The organism is Providencia sp. Marseille-Q8014 (assembly GCF_965112055.1).
Genome location: NZ_CBCOPT010000001.1, coordinates 2,173,019 through 2,188,880 on the forward strand (window position 1 = coordinate 2,173,019; position 15,862 = coordinate 2,188,880).

The 15,862-nt window shown below is 37.3% G+C and carries 15 protein-coding genes; 6 read left to right on the forward strand and 9 right to left on the reverse strand.

What is annotated here, in order from left to right:
* Window positions 1–45: 45 nt before the first annotated feature.
* The 3 genes from ACWPW6_RS09535 to bioD all read left to right on the forward strand — a co-directional run bounded on the left by ACWPW6_RS09535 (window position 46) and on the right by bioD (window position 3,074).
* A complete protein-coding gene (locus ACWPW6_RS09535) occupies window positions 46–948 on the forward strand; it encodes a LysR family transcriptional regulator (protein ID WP_250000463.1) in 903 nt (300 codons plus the stop codon).
* Window positions 949–1,049: 101 nt separating this feature from the next.
* The gene (locus ACWPW6_RS09540) at window positions 1,050–2,258 is read left to right on the forward strand and encodes an ROK family protein (protein WP_250000464.1); all 1,209 of its coding nucleotides are present in this window, start codon (window positions 1,050–1,052) and stop codon (window positions 2,256–2,258) included.
* A 141-nt stretch (window positions 2,259–2,399) separates the two neighbouring features.
* The gene (gene bioD, locus ACWPW6_RS09545) at window positions 2,400–3,074 is read left to right on the forward strand and encodes a dethiobiotin synthase (protein ID WP_154635669.1); all 675 of its coding nucleotides are present in this window, start codon (window positions 2,400–2,402) and stop codon (window positions 3,072–3,074) included.
* A 38-nt stretch (window positions 3,075–3,112) separates the two neighbouring features.
* On the opposite strand, the gene ACWPW6_RS09550 is transcribed toward bioD, so the two are convergent.
* The 3 genes from ACWPW6_RS09550 to ydfG all read right to left on the reverse strand — a co-directional run bounded on the left by ACWPW6_RS09550 (window position 3,113) and on the right by ydfG (window position 4,575).
* Window positions 3,113–3,349, reverse strand: a complete 237-nt coding sequence (locus ACWPW6_RS09550) for a DUF1161 domain-containing protein (RefSeq protein ID WP_154635670.1) — start codon at window positions 3,347–3,349, stop codon at window positions 3,113–3,115.
* 26 nt (window positions 3,350–3,375) lie between these two features.
* Complete coding sequence (locus ACWPW6_RS09555) at window positions 3,376–3,744, reverse strand: DUF1283 family protein (RefSeq protein ID WP_154635671.1); 369 nt, start codon at window positions 3,742–3,744, stop codon at window positions 3,376–3,378.
* An 81-nt stretch (window positions 3,745–3,825) separates the two neighbouring features.
* Window positions 3,826–4,575, reverse strand: a complete 750-nt coding sequence (gene ydfG, locus ACWPW6_RS09560; protein WP_154635672.1) for a bifunctional NADP-dependent 3-hydroxy acid dehydrogenase/3-hydroxypropionate dehydrogenase YdfG — start codon at window positions 4,573–4,575, stop codon at window positions 3,826–3,828.
* Window positions 4,576–5,152: 577 nt separating this feature from the next.
* On the opposite strand from ydfG, the gene ACWPW6_RS09565 reads away from it, so the two are divergent.
* Together ACWPW6_RS09565 and ACWPW6_RS09570 are read left to right on the forward strand one after the other, a co-directional pair.
* Window positions 5,153–6,187 carry a phosphatidylinositol-specific phospholipase C gene (locus ACWPW6_RS09565; RefSeq protein ID WP_154635673.1) on the forward strand — a complete coding sequence of 345 codons (1,035 nt, stop codon included), beginning with the start codon at window positions 5,153–5,155 and terminating at the stop codon, window positions 6,185–6,187.
* 616 nt (window positions 6,188–6,803) lie between these two features.
* Window positions 6,804–8,387 carry a phosphodiester glycosidase family protein gene (locus tag ACWPW6_RS09570; protein ID WP_195848627.1) on the forward strand — a complete coding sequence of 528 codons (1,584 nt, stop codon included), beginning with the start codon at window positions 6,804–6,806 and terminating at the stop codon, window positions 8,385–8,387.
* 54 nt (window positions 8,388–8,441) lie between these two features.
* On the opposite strand, the gene ACWPW6_RS09575 is transcribed toward ACWPW6_RS09570, so the two are convergent.
* From ACWPW6_RS09575 to ACWPW6_RS09595, 5 genes are all read right to left on the reverse strand, one after another.
* Window positions 8,442–9,644 carry a phosphodiester glycosidase family protein gene (locus ACWPW6_RS09575; RefSeq protein ID WP_454209644.1) on the reverse strand — a complete coding sequence of 401 codons (1,203 nt, stop codon included), beginning with the start codon at window positions 9,642–9,644 and terminating at the stop codon, window positions 8,442–8,444.
* A gap of 1,379 nt (window positions 9,645–11,023) precedes the next feature.
* Window positions 11,024–11,371 (reverse strand): DUF7079 family protein, encoded by a 348-nt coding sequence (locus tag ACWPW6_RS09580; protein WP_250000468.1) that lies wholly within the window; start codon window positions 11,369–11,371, stop codon window positions 11,024–11,026.
* 123 nt (window positions 11,372–11,494) lie between these two features.
* Window positions 11,495–11,992 (reverse strand): GNAT family N-acetyltransferase, encoded by a 498-nt coding sequence (locus ACWPW6_RS09585; protein ID WP_250000470.1) that lies wholly within the window; start codon window positions 11,990–11,992, stop codon window positions 11,495–11,497.
* 27 nt (window positions 11,993–12,019) lie between these two features.
* Entirely contained in the window at window positions 12,020–12,232 is a 213-nt protein-coding gene (locus ACWPW6_RS09590) for a hypothetical protein (protein ID WP_250000472.1), read from the reverse strand.
* A 73-nt stretch (window positions 12,233–12,305) separates the two neighbouring features.
* Window positions 12,306–12,755: a winged helix-turn-helix transcriptional regulator gene (locus ACWPW6_RS09595; protein WP_250000473.1), complete on the reverse strand. Its 450-nt coding sequence runs from the start codon at window positions 12,753–12,755 to the stop codon at window positions 12,306–12,308.
* A 100-nt stretch (window positions 12,756–12,855) separates the two neighbouring features.
* Between ACWPW6_RS09595 and ACWPW6_RS09600 the strand changes: the two genes are divergently transcribed.
* Window positions 12,856–14,079: an MFS transporter gene (locus tag ACWPW6_RS09600; protein WP_250000475.1), complete on the forward strand. Its 1,224-nt coding sequence runs from the start codon at window positions 12,856–12,858 to the stop codon at window positions 14,077–14,079.
* A gap of 377 nt (window positions 14,080–14,456) precedes the next feature.
* Here the strand turns inward: ACWPW6_RS09600 and ACWPW6_RS09605 are convergent, their stop codons facing one another.
* Window positions 14,457–15,509, reverse strand: a complete 1,053-nt coding sequence (locus tag ACWPW6_RS09605; protein WP_454209648.1) for a hypothetical protein — start codon at window positions 15,507–15,509, stop codon at window positions 14,457–14,459.
* Window positions 15,510–15,862 lie beyond the last annotated feature (353 nt).

Sequence of the window (15,862 nt, forward strand, 5' to 3'; positions counted from 1 at the left end):
TATATTAATAATTACCAATAATACTTTAAAGATATCATAAAGAAAATGGCTATTGAATTAAGACACTTACGCTATTTTGTTGCTGTTGCAGAAGAGTTACATTTTGGGAGAGCGGCTGATCGACTGCATATTTCTCAACCACCATTGAGTCAGCAAATTCAGTCACTTGAAGAGCAAATTAATGCAAAGTTACTTGAGCGTAATAATAGGAATGTATCCTTAACCCCCGCAGGCACTATGTTTCTTAAAGAGGCTTATCAAATATTGTCTCAGGTCGAAGCTGCCGCCACGAAAGCCGCAAGAATGGAAAAGGGTGAGTTAGGCGAACTTTCTATAGGCTTCACCTCAACAACCCCCTTTATGCATAAAGTGACTATGTGTTTACGTCAATATCGTGAATCCTACCCTGAAGTCGCTATTCATATGCATCAAATGAATACAAGACAACAACTTGCACCATTATTAACGGGTAGGATTGATATGGGTATTATGCGTAATACTCAATTACCCGAACAATTGAATTACCAATTATTGTTTAAAGAACCTTTCATGGTTGCGGTGTATGAAGGGCATCCGCTATTAAAATACGAAAAAACAGGTGTCGATATTCACTTATTGGCTGATTATCCTTTAGTTTTTTTCGAAAGAGAGGTGGGAACGGCGCTTTATGATGAAATACATAATCTGCTTACATCCGCTGGGGTCACGCCTAAAATATCTCAAGAAGCCGGTGAAGCGATGACCATTTTAGGATTAGTTGCAGCTGGCATGGGAATTTCTATTATCACAGAGTCCTTCACTCGCATGAAGATTGATGGTGTAAAGTACATCAAATTTTCTAATATCAATGCAGCATCGGAGGTATGGTTAGTCTACAATAGTCGTAGGACATTACCAGCGGCCGCACAAAAATTAACTCAGTTACTCATAAAAAACATTGTTGGTTAAATCATGTGATTTAAGTCACAATTAACATGTGGTTCAAGGCGTTGATGACTTATATTACGCATAATAGCTGGCTGCTTTAGCATGGGATTTAATATTTCATAATGGAAAATCAAACCGGTCATATCGATCAGATTAAGCAACTAAATACAGGGATTGTTTACCGAGTGATTGATCAACACGGGCCAATCTCGCGTATTGCGTTGTCCAAACAATCACTACTCGCTCCAGCGAGTATTACAAAAATCACCCGTGAATTGATCGATGCTCACTTAGTGAAAGAAATTGAATTCCCCGTTCTTGGCTTACGTGGTCGACCAGCCATTGGCTTAGTAATAGAAAGTGAAGGGTGGCAATTTTTATCTATCCGAATTGAAAATGGTTCTATCAGCTTAGCCCTAAAAGAGATCAATACCCAAACCATCGTAGAACAAAGCTATCCTTTTCACGTAAAAGGCAATGATGAATTTTCAAATACTCTCTCATCTTTAATTAGCCATTTTTTTGCCACTTACTCACAACACCTTGAGCGTGTCACTGCAATTAGCATTATTTTAGATGGTCTAATTGAGCCTTTTTCCGGTGTGATTTATAAATTACCGGACTATGATATTGATCATTTATCACTTGGCCATCACTTAACAGAACAAACCGGTTTACCAACCTATATTCAACCTTATGTTAATACGTTAGCCTTAACCGATTATTTTTCTTTTCATGCTAAAAGAACAGCTAAAAATATTATTTATTTACAAATCGATGCTGTGGTTAGTGCCGCCATTATCAATAATGGTATTGCGCTAGATAGCCATACCAGACGTACCATTTATTTCGGTCATGGACAGATTCAGAACAGCCACGAGAGTTGTTATTGTGGCGGGATTGGCTGCTTAGAAAGATCGATTTCGATTCCAGCGATCTTAAAGCGTATTCCTAAATTATTTCATTTATACCCAGAAACCTCGCTTTTAAATGAAGAAATTAATTTCGATAATTTCTGTTTAGGTATCGAAACTGAAGATCCTCTTTGCCTGCACATATTAGATAATATTGCTCAAATACTCGCAGGGCAGCTCTATCAATTAATTAATATTTTTGGCATTGAGTTAATTTTGATCAATTCACCATTAAATCGTGTCTCTTCGCTATTTTATCCACTTTTATATCAATACTGTCGCTCTCAGTGCATTCATATCTACTATCAAGAATTGCATATTGAAAAATCTGAAATTACTAAAAAAGAGAGTGAAACTGCTTTAATTCAACAGGCTTTATACGATGGCTCTTTATTGATCCAGTTACTACAAGGTTAACAAAAGTTGATAAAGTTTTTGCTATTAACTAGAAAATTGAGCTAACGCAAACTTAAGACTTGCCCATTCCCATAAACTGATTCCATATCATTTTTCACTGCAATTATGCAGTCGTCTGTCACTTCAGGATAGAAAATAACTATGATGAATCTATTTATTACCGGGACAGATACAGATGTCGGGAAGACAGTATCCACATTGGCCATATTGCAGGCGCTTAATAGCCAAGGAATTAAAGCGGTAGGCTACAAGCCCATTGCTGATCAATGTATTGATACTCCAGAAGGTATGAGAAATAAGGATGCTTTACTCATTCATGGAATATCACAAGAGGTTGTATCATATGATGATATCAATCCAATAAAAATTAAAGATAATTACAATCACGAAAACCGTATTGATTTCAGTAAAATTAAACTAGGCTTAGAAAACCTAAATAGTCAATGCGATACCGTTGTTATCGAAGGTAATGGTGGCTGGCGTTATTTATTAGATGACAATACGTTTTACACTGATTGGTTAAAAGGCCAAAAGGTTGGTGTAATACTTGTTGTCGGAATTCAACACGGTTGTGTTAATCACACATTGCTTACAGCAGAGGCAATACGAGCCGATGGTTTACCACTTGTCGGCTGGATAGCGAACCGAATTAATCCAGGCCTTGCCCATTACGCTCAGATTATTAGTCGATTACAAAAGCACTTAAAAGCACCATTACTCGGTGAGATCCCCTATTTATTGCGGCCAGAAGAGAAAGAACTCTGTCAATATTTAGATAAAGATAAGCTTAAAGAATTTATGTGTGAATATGCTTAGATAAAATTGAAAAGGGCGCTCAAAGCGCCCTAGCTATTTTATTGGTGACGAGTATAAATGATTTTATACGTCTCATTCTGACAGTGGCCAACAACCTGTCCTTGTGTTTGATCGACTTCGTCATTTGGAACAGCCACTAAGCTAAAATTATCAGCAGGAACACCATTATTGATAATCTTTTGCTTAATTTCTTCAATCACACTTTCACATGATGCCTGTGCTAATACAGGGGCAAACAGGATACACAGTGCTGGAAGTATAAGTCTCGTTTTCATAATAACTCCTTAATTAGGTTAATGAGTTATGGGCGAGCTAATGGGCGTCCAGTATTTACATCAAGACAACGTTGTGTATTAGGTTCCCAATAAGCATTTAAATTAAGACTTTTTTCGCATGCATCTTTCGCATCAAACGCGGCATCAACCTTATCGAACTCTTTTTCAGTGCGCGCATTCACTTTTGTACGTAACTGACGTGTTTGATCCCACTGTTCTTTTTCTTGGCGAGCTTGCTCTTTCGTCAGAACACTATCAACATTTCCTGACGTTACACAAGTACTTCCCGCAGTGCAGTTGACATTCGCAGCATGCGCTGAAGAAAGCCCTAACAAAGGAAGACACAGCAATAATGCTGACAAGCCTTGCTTAACAACTTTGAGAGATGAGTTCATCATTAAATCCTTACTAAATGAGTTCCATTTCGCTATTTAACCACAAATATGAGGCGAATCCCTTTAGAAAAGTACGAAAAATCACTCTTCTTTATGAACGGTTAAACCTGCAAATGTTTGGCACACAGGCATTAATTCAAGTGTATTCACATTCATGCGAGCAGGCAAGGTAGAGACCCAATAAACTGTTTCAGCGATATCTTCAGGGGTAAGTGCGTCGGCGCCTTTATATATATTAGCAGCTTTAGCATCATCGCCATTGAGTCGAACATTAGAAAACTCAGTTCCGCCAACCAAGCCAGGTTCAATGTCAGTGACACGTACTTTTTTACCTTGAAGATCTGCACGCAAACCTAGTGAAAACTGCCTAACAAAAGCTTTGGTTGCACCATAAACGTTACCACCTTTATATGGCCAATTTGCAGCGGTTGAGCCAATGTTAATAATATGTCCATGATTATTGGCCACCATCGTTTGCAGTACTTCATAAGTCATGTTAACCAACCCTTTAGTATTAGTATCAATCATGGTGGCCCAATCTTCTGGATTAGCATTGAAGGCAGGTTCGATACCCAACGCTAAGCCCGCGTTATTAACTAATACATCAATGTTTTTTAGTGATGCTGGCAAGCCTGCAATTGCTGATTGAATAGCTTCTCTATCACGAATATCAAGCGTAATAGGGTGAAATTTATCGCCTAACTCTTTTTGTAATGCGACTAAACGTTCAGTTCGTCGACCGGTACCAATAACGGTTGCTCCATGCTGAATGAAACGACGAGCAATTGCTTCGCCAAAACCTGATGATGCTCCTGTAACTAAAATGATCATGCTTACCCCTGTCTCTTATTATTGCTTAGTGTTCAGTTATTCTAACGCGCTTGCAGTAATGATCTACAAAAAACTTATTGTTATTACACAATAAAGAGTAGAGGGATGACGCTGTGAGGCCCCAAACTTGGCAGCTACAATCTTCACAATTTGCTGTTCTGAAGCTGTGTAAGTTAATAAAAACGTCATTTTTCAGCATAAAGAAGTCAATCTTTTGCTGAAATAAAGGGCATTAAAATATTGGTGGCTATGTCGGATAAAGAATAAAATCGGGTCAATGTGATTCAAACCGTGAGTGATAATCCTAACGGTATCTTGGAAATGCCAGCGGATCGGCCAAAATCTTGTAATAAATTCAATAAAACTGCCTTTCAAATTATTAATTACCAATATTATTACTGGTGCAATAATAACGGCTATCTATCTGTTTTTATTAGTTCTTATAAAAAAATCTTCCTTGCCAGGTTACTCCATTATTTCACTAAAATGCTATCATTTAGATGGCTGCACTCATAACTAACGCGTGATTTTTCACTTTATTCAAAATGTTCTTCTCTCCAAATCAAGGGCACAAAACATGTTAAAGATATTTTTCTATATTCTAATAATGTCTTTTTGCACCACAAGTCATGCTCATTGGGATTCTGCGTACTTCAGAAAGGCTAGTGACGGATTCACTAGTAAATCAAAGTGGATGAGCTCGATTAGGGATGATGTGTTACTTTCTGAGATAGCGATACCAGGTACACATGATAGCGCAGCTTACAAAGGTTTTGTTGATAGCGTCGCAACTCAAACTCTTAATTTTGATCAACAACTTGAATATGGAATTCGGATGTTTGATATACGTGTTAGACATACGAGCGACAGGTTTGCTTTGCATCATGGGACTGTTTTCCTAGACGTCATGTTTGGCGATTTTCTTAACTCCGTTGATAGGTTTCTGGAAAAGAACCCATCCGAAACCGTTATATTTAGATTGAAAGAAGAAATGAAGCCAAATAATAACAACACTCGCTCTATGAGTGAAACCCTAGAATATTACATTTCCTTGCATAAGGATAAATATGTGAAGTTAACGTCTTTAAACACAAGATTGGCTGAAGTGAGGGGGAAGTTTGCCATATTGAGTGATGGAAGGGAGTTTTGGGACTATGGCGTCTCCTATTGGCAGGCTAATATACAAGATGAATATCATCTTAAAACCAATTGGGACTTATACACGAAGTGGGAACATGTTAAAGAACAGTTAGCGACAGCAACAAGCGGTAGTTCTCGTACTACATATATTAACTATCTGAGTGGTTCTGGAGGTTCATTTCCTTACTTTGTAGCAAGCGGTCACTCATCTCCTGGTACTTCAGCCCCAAGGTTATCTACAGGACTAACGACCCCGGGCTGGAAGTATAGCTATCCTGATTTTCCTAGGGTTTCTTGTTTTATTGGGATTTGTACAATCGCGTTTGAAGGTACAAATATTTTGACAAGAGATAAAATTAATCAATACAACAGGCTGGGCGTTAATCGAACGGTTGGAATAATAATCGCTGACTTCCCAGGAGAGTCTTTAATTAGCAGCATTATCGCTAATAATAAAAATCTTCAAAAATAGCTTGATTGCGTAAGGCTAAATTATTAAGCCTTATGCATTTATATAAACCAGTAAATAAACTTTTCGTTTGATTGCTCATACGACATTACAATCTATCCAAAATAACATTTCCGTTTTTATTTTAAAAACATAAAGTCCAGCGCTAAAATAAACTTGCTCCAAACTGAAGCCTCGCATAGGTCTGCTAAGTCGTTTAACTCTAAGGAAGCAAATGCTCTTTGTGGGTCACAATTGTTTCGCATTTTCTCTTCATCACCATTCTAGAAAATGTGAGAATGGTTTGATAAACAAATCAAACAGATGAATAGTTATGAATAGAATGCCTCAATCCGAACTTGGCATTGAGGGAGATGAAGTTATTCCGTGATGCTAACGGCAGAGAAGGGCCTTACGCTTACATCAAACCACAGCATGCGAATTCAAAAGTGTTATTATATTTTATAGAGAGAGAAATAACTTTGTAACTCAAGGTCAAACTGGACAATATTTAGCTGTTTTAACTTACCTTTCCAATTTTATCTATATATTCCACCAAATAGTTAAATTATGATGCATGTTACATATTGTTCATCACGAATTATGTATCCTCGGTACTTTGACACCTGAGGAAATTCTAATGCGAAGAATAATATTACTGGCATTACTTACGGCGGCCCCCTTATTAAGCTATGCCTCTGATTGGATTGTTCCTGATCTAAATATCGGAGAGCCAAAATTGAACCAGTCCGTAATTAAAAAAGATTTGAGTGAAGGAGCCACTCTGTATGAAATAAAAAGAGGAACAGTAGGGAAGGATGGGTATATTCTTTCCACTGGTGTAATAAATTCTCAGACAAAACAAAAATATATAGACGAACTTAAAAATTTAAATATTCCCTTTGAAGTCAATTTCGCCCCTGAAACAGCGCCACTAGGCAATTTCATTGGCCCCATAATTAGAATTAAGGGTTTTAATAACCAAAATGAAGCTAAAGACAAGGCGGATAAATTACAAGCCAAAGGCCTTGAATTTAATGTGCGGTATAGCGCACAGGAAGGTTTGCATACAAGTGGGCCATTCGATATTAGCGTATTAAAGATTGATTTAAATAAATTTGATGGGAAGATTGTTAGCGCCCTAGCTAAAGATACAATACAGGGAGCAGAATCCGTTACATCAATGATTGACAGAAAAAAAGCAATCGCAGGCGTAAATGGTGGTTTTTTTGCCTTTGATAATTCAGTCGGTGATTACGGCGCTCCAGCAGGTATATATGTAAGTAATGGAGAGTTGATACGCGAGGCTACAAATAATAGACCCGTCATTATTTTTGACAACAGTGGTAATAAAACAAATGTATTTTTTGGAACGTCAGTGGTAACAAAATCATTTATAACGCAAGGTGACCTGAGTTACCAAATAAACGGGTTAAATAGAGTTCCGGGAAAATTATTAAATTGTGGCGGTTATGAAAGCAAGCCAACAGAAAAACCTGTTCATGATTTTGTGTGTCACAATGATAACGAAGTTATTGCTTATAACCGCATGTATGGAAACCACACCCCAAATGTAACGGCGACAGAAATAATAATAAATAAACGTGGCGATATTATAAGTTATTCAGATAAAGTAAATACAAAAATAGAGAGTGATAAAACTTACATTCAGGTGACTGGTAATAAAAAGTTGGAATTGAAGAAAGATATACCCGTGAAGCTAGTTCACAAAGTGTTTATTGATAATAAAGAATTCACACTCAAACCTGGAATAACAATGATAAGTGCTGGGCCTTCTCTTCTTGTGAATGGAAATATTCCTATTGAAATCAGAGCTACTCAGGGCTGGGATCCTTACCCTAAAATAAAGGATCTTAACCAAAGTCAAGACGATGATGGATTGTCACTCGCAAATGATTCCGAAAATAGAGAGGGGTTTTATGAAGGCTGGGTACTTCGCCGGCACCCTCGGACAGCTATTGGTATCACTAAAGACAATGTTCTTTTCATCGCGGTTGTTTATGGAAGAAATCCAACTAATTCAGAAGGGGCAACCATTACAGAAATGGGGCGTTTAATGAAGGCGCTAGGCGCTATCACTGCGATGAACCTTGATGGTGGCGGGTCATCAGTGATGATTGTAGACGGCAAGCCTACAGGTCCCTTTTCTGATGAAGAAGAAAGGTTAGTCTCGGATGCCATCCTTTTGATTAAAAATAACTAACCAATGTTACCTTGCTCAAAAAGAAGAGCAGTAAACTCAGCTCTTCTTTTATCACTATTTATTGATAGATAGCCCTAACCATGAAGGTACTGGTCTATGTTTACCGTCGGGCTGAGATATTAATGAACACCAGACCCCCGACGTGTCGCATGATGAGGAAGGCCTTGCATCTCCCTTAACGACAAAAGCATTACTGTCTATCGCAATGGCGGCAGACCCACCTCCATCGAGTTCCATTGAACTTGAAACACCTAAACCATAATACAGATTTTTAAGATCCGTTCTACTTATCCCATTACGGTAACTTCCGCCTTGAAACACATAAATCACACTATTATTATCGTCCGCGGCAATGCCTATGCGGGTAGTTTCTGACGAACCCGAATCAGGTGTAGGTTTTGGTGAAACAACACTAAGAGGTAATCCTGTTCCTGCAATAGCAAGGAATTTATAACCACTATTGTCTAACTCTATAGCATGTTGTTCGATCGCTGGATCAGATACACCGTTGCTGTAATATACTTCAATGCTTGAATTTAAATCCATTTTCCAAAACAGGGCATCAAGCGGCGCTTTGCTGCCATCTTCATCAATGAAATAGCTAGGCCCCGCAAAATACTTATTGGGTTCGTTGTGAGTACCTTGTGTTGGCCCGTTAGAAATATTATCAAAATAAATCCCCAAAGGCGTTGAGCATTTATTGCTTTTCCAAGTCGCTCCATTTAATTGAGGCCTTACATCAAAGTAATTTGCATTCAGCGCTACTAATGGCTTTTCAAGCTTTAACCAAGCCTCGTCTGGATTATATAGCTCAGCATACTCAAGCGTACCGTCTGACGTGCGGGCGGAAGCAGTGCCTTCGCATCGAGCTGCTTCCCCTTTGTGAGTATCACCCAGCAAATGAGGAATAATATATTTCTCATTATTTCTCACCCTCGGTATAATTAATAGATTCCCTTTATTCGCAAGGGTATATTTTCCAGAGCCTGTGCTCATTGGGATTTCGTAGTTTCCACCAAAAACGATATGACTTGGTTTGCCAGTTTGCAAAGTTTCTTTTTTAGCCTCATTAATTAACGCCATTACTGCATCGTTGGTGTAGTTAGGCTTTATATAGCCATTCCCAGTACGAACATTATCACCTCTTATTTGGAATGAACCAACAGTACGGCCATTATTTCTAAACATCAACCAAATTTGTTTGATAGTTATTTCATATTCCCCAGACTTTGCAGCAGGATACTCAAACCGCTTCATATACTCACTAACCTTGCCAACATCCTCAGTTATTCGCATAACTTCAGTTTGACCAGTTAACGGTACTTAGCTTATTACTATTTTTTCCAATATATAGAAGATGTTGAAGTCGTTTGAATGTATCGATATTGATGAATGTTTCTAGTTTAAATCCATTTGTTACATTGAATAGAAAAAATTCGGGAGTATCTGTACGAGACGTCAAAGTTAAGACAAATGGGTTTTCTGAAATTGAAAAACAGACATTGAAACTAATAGCGCCTAACTGAACATTATAAATTTGAACTGACAATTTATTTGAACGCATGTCGTAGTAAAGATTTTTAAGATTTTCCATAACAATTTGTGGCATGTCTAATCCTCTTTTTAGTACAAGCATTATTCTTTAGTGAAGGGCAGTTAAAACCCCCGTGCTAGTCTCAAGACAATTACGGACTTTCCGTAAAATAACTAATTATATCGGGTTCATTTGAACTTACCATGGAGACCTAAGATTGTACATAGTGATAGCAGATGATGAAAATAACATCGATTTAGTTCCTAAATGAACCAACACGATTAACCAGCCAGAACACTGGATTTCTTCATTTCACCCTTGGATTCGCATAATGCATATTATGTTAAATAGGATATAATGACCAATAACTTCATAGGATGAATCCCTTTCAATGAATTAGCGCTTCTAACCCCTATTGATTCAGATACGTGTTAAAAATTTAATCACTTCACTTCTCGCCAATCTGTGCATTTTAATGAGATACGTAGTACAGCATGGATAAGAAACAAATACTGACCTAAATCGATGAGCAAACCAACTCTTCCATCCTTGTTTGTTGCAATATACTCAATAAGAAAGTTTTCACTTCTACGTTTCCGCACCAAGAAAAGGAATTGTTCACGCTGAAGTATTTCTTTAAGTGTTGGGAAAATAAATTCAGTAAAAGATTCGATTTTTCTTTCGGGGAATCTAACGACGATATTGCAAATTGCATTTCTGAATTGGATGGTTTCTATCATCACTTGGGTAATAAAAAAGTACTAAAAGCATAGTTTCAATTCAAAATGTATCTTTTGAATCATGCAAAAATAATGCTGAGCACCTACGAACAATGTCTAAATTCTTTTAATAAATAGGAATCAGTGCTTTCAATAGATTGACAGGTATGACATCTGGACGCCACGCGATTGAAACGGATGCTACATAAAGTAATCGCTCAGAATTTTAGCAAAGTACAGCCAGGTGATATGAAGCACAATCCCAATTACCGGAGTTTAACGAAAAAGCAACTATTATGCCTTGATAAAATGCTGCTACCCTATTCTCCTTTGATATCAGAATCATTACCTGTAGTGACCCCGTGATTCTAAAAATATTATTTTTATAAACGTGATTTCAACTGAATCCATTCATTTTTAAACTCCATCTTAAGATAATAGGTAAAAAAAGACATTTTTAGCCTTCCTAAGAATTTGTTTTTTATACTTTTTATTTTTTCTATCTCTGTAAGCAATTGCTCTTCATCAAAAAAATAACAAACAGGCGGAACTGGCGATATAACATTGAAGTAGCAAGCTGGAGCCACATAATTAAACAACACATCTTCAATGTATTTAATATCATAATTTTTAACCATGTAAGCTATATAATCGTAGTCTATAGCGTTATCAACAAAAATAAGTGACAACGTCACACAAAGACGTTCTTCATTATTTAACGAATTGCCCATTTCGTAAGCTCTTCTATTTCATCATCAAGACTATCCGTTACAACTGTTCCGGAAATTATTGCACTTAAGGATTGTGCCGGTGCTTTACCCTTATTCAATAAACTCAGGATGATATTGAACGGTTTAGCGAAGAATTAACGCCATCAGAATTTCATCCCGATATTCCATGCCCTCTTTCAGTGCACGAGGTTCCACACCGTAGATTTTGAAACCCTGTTTTTCATAGAGGTTGATAGCGGCGACATTTCCATCTACTACGCTCAGCATGATTTGTTCAACATGCTTAATCGCATAATTTTTCACTGACTGTAATAGCTTTTCAGCTATACCTAACCCTCGAAATTCAGGCTCAACAAAAACACTCGATAAATAAGCTTTGTGAGCATCTTTAACGCCATCCTCTTGTTTAAAAACACACAAACCGACAATCTTTCCGTCTATGTATGCACCGAATGCCGTAAAACTATCCAACCGTTTTACAAATGATTGAAGTGGCTGCTTTTCCTCACAATCATACGTGGAGCCGAACATCTCTGACGATTTCTTCAACGCTGACAAGCGAATGTTACGAAAATCTTGTACATCAGCTATTCCGAGTAGGCGAATTTTATGTTCAATCATAGTATTAATTTTATTTCCTGATTATTGCTAGTTAACATCCACACCAAAAATTGGCCATGCTTTGATCTCATTGAGGATCACTTGATTAAGCTTATCAATATCCGCGCCATCACAGACTTGTATTATTAACCCGTTAATCACTGTAATATAAAAATCAGTAAAGGTATGTTCATCCTTAAAACCGCCCTCTAATCCCCAATAAATCACAGAAAAAATGCAAAAATTCCTTTTCAGCTTCATATTCATATAACTTAACTTGAACATGTGGATTTATAGAAAAATTATGGCATCAATCGAATAGTCGAAATATCTATCACTCTACCACTTTCTTCACAAATGTGGCTTTGGCATCTAAAACCTTTCCATCTTTGCTGACTGGTAACATTAATCCAATTTCTGCACCCGTCTCTTTATCCACTAATATTGAACGTGGCTCGTTTGGCTCGAAAAGATACTTTTCTCCCCACTGCCTAAAAGCAACGACTATTGGGAACAGGTTTTCCCCCTCAGGCGTCAATATATACTCTTGATACGCGGTTCCATCAGAGGCCTCTCTCATTTCTAAAATATTGGCCTCAACCAATTTACGTAACCTGTCAGATAAAATATTACGCGCAACACCTAAATTCTTCTGAAAATCACGAAAGCGCCTAATTCCATCGAAAGCATCACGGATAATAAGTAACGACCAACGGTCACCAATTAAATCTAAACTTCTGGCAACAGGACAAGGCGTTTGAGGTACTGCATTTTTACTGAGCATAAAATTCTCTTTTTAAATAAATGAATTTCTAGTTGCATTTTAAAACTAGTTATCCTATTGTTCAACTGGTTTTAATTTGAAACTAGAATGCAGGTGTTAAATGAAAGAATTAATCACAACCCCCAATACCCACTGTCATATCAGCCATGGACTCGAGTCTAAATTGTCGAATAGCCTTGTTCTGCTTTTTGCGGTTGCCTGTGGATTAAGTGTGGCAAATGTTTATTATGCTCAACCATTGCTTGATGCCCTTTCACTTGAATTTAGTATAAGTAATGCAGCAATTGGTAGTGTGATCACCCTGACTCAAATAGGATGTGCCCTTGCCCTTTTATTCTTAGTGCCACTTGGCGATAAAATAGAACGAAAAAAACTCATGTTATTACAGTTGGTTGCACTGGTTATATCGCTTATTGTTGTGGGAATGGCAAAGACACCAATGACATTAATGATAGGAATGTTAGCTGTTGGCATGCTAGGGACAGCGATGACTCAAGGTCTTATCGCCTATGCGGCAAGTTCTTCTAGTCTTAGTGATCAAGGGCGAGTTATTGGTACGGCGCAAAGTGGTGTGTTCATTGGTCTTTTATTATCACGCACTTTTTCTGGCCTTATCAGTGATTTAGTGGGTTGGCGTGGTGTTTATATCTGTTCTGCTATCTTGATGCTAAGTATTGCATACCCACTATCGCGTCGCCTACCAAACCTAAACGTTATGACAAAAGATATAAAATATCACCAATTAATATTTTCTCTATTTTATTTATTAAAAGAGCAAAAAGTATTACAGGTTAGAGGACTTTTAGCGTTACTCATGTTTGCTGCTTTTAATATCTTTTGGAGCGCTATTGTTATTCCATTAAGTGATGCACCTTTTAATTACTCCCGTACAGTTATTGGTTCTTTAGGATTGGTTGGTGCTATTGGAGCATTAGTCGCTTCAAAATCAGGGGGTTGGGCAGATCGTGGTTATGGAAAACAAGTCAGTTTTTATGCGTTAGTTATCTTAATTTTAGCTTGGTTCCCAATATCATTAATCAGTTGGTCAATATGGGCTCTGATTGTTGGGATTATTTTATTAGATGCAGGCGGGCAAGCATTACATGTTACCAATCAGAGCATGATTTATCGTACTAAACCGGAAGCAAACAGCAGAATGATCAGCTTATATATGATGTTTTATGCAATAGGTAGTGGTTTGGGCGCTATCAGCTCAACGGCCATGTATGCTTACGCAGGTTGGAATGGTGTTTGTATTTTAGGTGCATTAGTTAGCGTATTTGCACTTATTATTTGGGGGATAACACGCAACCGCTCTTTTTGAAAACAGAAATATTAGAGGAAGGATTTTTTGATAATCTGTAATAAACAATGCGTTATATTATTTATTATTAAGAATATCAACCTTCCTCACTATTCATCTTTATTAATTGAAACTGAATTAAAATTCGAGAAAATTGCGTGTTCGAGTTGACCATTTTGGAAATAACATAAACTACAGCCTAATTTTATTACTGGATTTAAATCTAAAACTATAAGTAAAAATAAAATTTATCGGGCTAGTTATCATAATGGAGTGTGAAGCCTAACGAACGTGAGCCACACTTCACCCGCGACATTGTTATTTACGTCCACTACAGCCAATATGATTTGTTCCACATATTCGCTTGCATAATCCTTCACTGCCTGTAGTGATACCGCTTAACGCATAATAACGGAAAGTTCCACGGAACCACGTGCTACGCCGGTTATCCCTGCCCCCTTTGAATATAACTCATATTCAAGCGTTTTCGTCATATTGATATTGTTTTCATTTGCGTTAATACGCCCAAGCTCGACCATCGTCTGATCTAAACGTATCGGTAATTTAGAACCGTTATGGTGTACAAATAATTTCACATATGCAGCAGCTCTACGACTTGCGTTGTTTAAATTAACATCAAAAGCATTACCAGAATAAAACTCTGGTTTAACGTTAGCTGAAATTCCGATATAGGCGTCAACTTGATCTTTAAATTGGCTACAATTTATCGTCATAGGACGTTGAACAGAAGCTAACAAAGTACCTTCAGCCGCACCTGAGTCTTGAATACCAAAATTAATTTTATTCGCAGTCTGTAAATTACATGTTAGTCCAGAAACCGTGATATTTATAGGCTCAGTTTTAGGAACTAATATTACCCATGCCCCTTCATTTAAATTACGCCAGTCTTTAATTGAAGTTCCTAGATTATCTTTTAAAAAGTATCTGCCACTTTTTTGATTTCCAGTTCCATAAACAAGCAAACGCCCCGTGATTGTTACATTATGAGTTAAACTTATTTCGGGGGTTGATTGATAAGGTTCAAAAACACACCCTGCGTTATATCCATATTGGTTGGTACCAGAACCCCAGCCATTAAAGTGCCCTGTTACAGTATCTATGGGTACGTATGGATAAGTCGGTCTTGTTCGTCTATCCGTAAAAGTAAACTCAGGGACTAGCATTAAGTCATTACTAATCGGTATTCCCCATATGCCATCGATTTCCATCATAACAGGTTGATGGCATTGGTTGTAGTATCCATTAAAGTGATTAGTTAAAGTAACATACGGATATACATCACCAATATTAGTATGTGTAGTCATACGATTAGTTTTCGAATAATAACCAAATACCCCGACTAAACCTCGCCCATTGAATACCTTAACGTCCGCAGCGAATGTTGGTAACGTTATACTTGTCAAAACCATTGCTAATAAAATCTTTTTCATCATTTTACCTAAAAATTACTGGCATGTTATAGAAACCACTATAACTAACTCCTAAAGTTGTTATCGTATCTTTACATTCCCAATAATCTTTTAAAATAAATTGAATCTCATTTTCCAAGTGTTCGATTTATATAAGATAAAAAACGACTGTATTGATATCCGCTTAACCACAATGCAACATTATCTTTTAGGCGATAGTCCGTATGGTTAAATTATGAAAAACTACCATCAGGGTTTTATCTCTATCTTCAGTCCCTTTTTGAGAGTCAATCACAGTATTAAATCTACTGTCATGATTATTGGTGAGCTATCGCTAATTTTAAAATGCCTAGTTTAAAATCAATCTTACGATA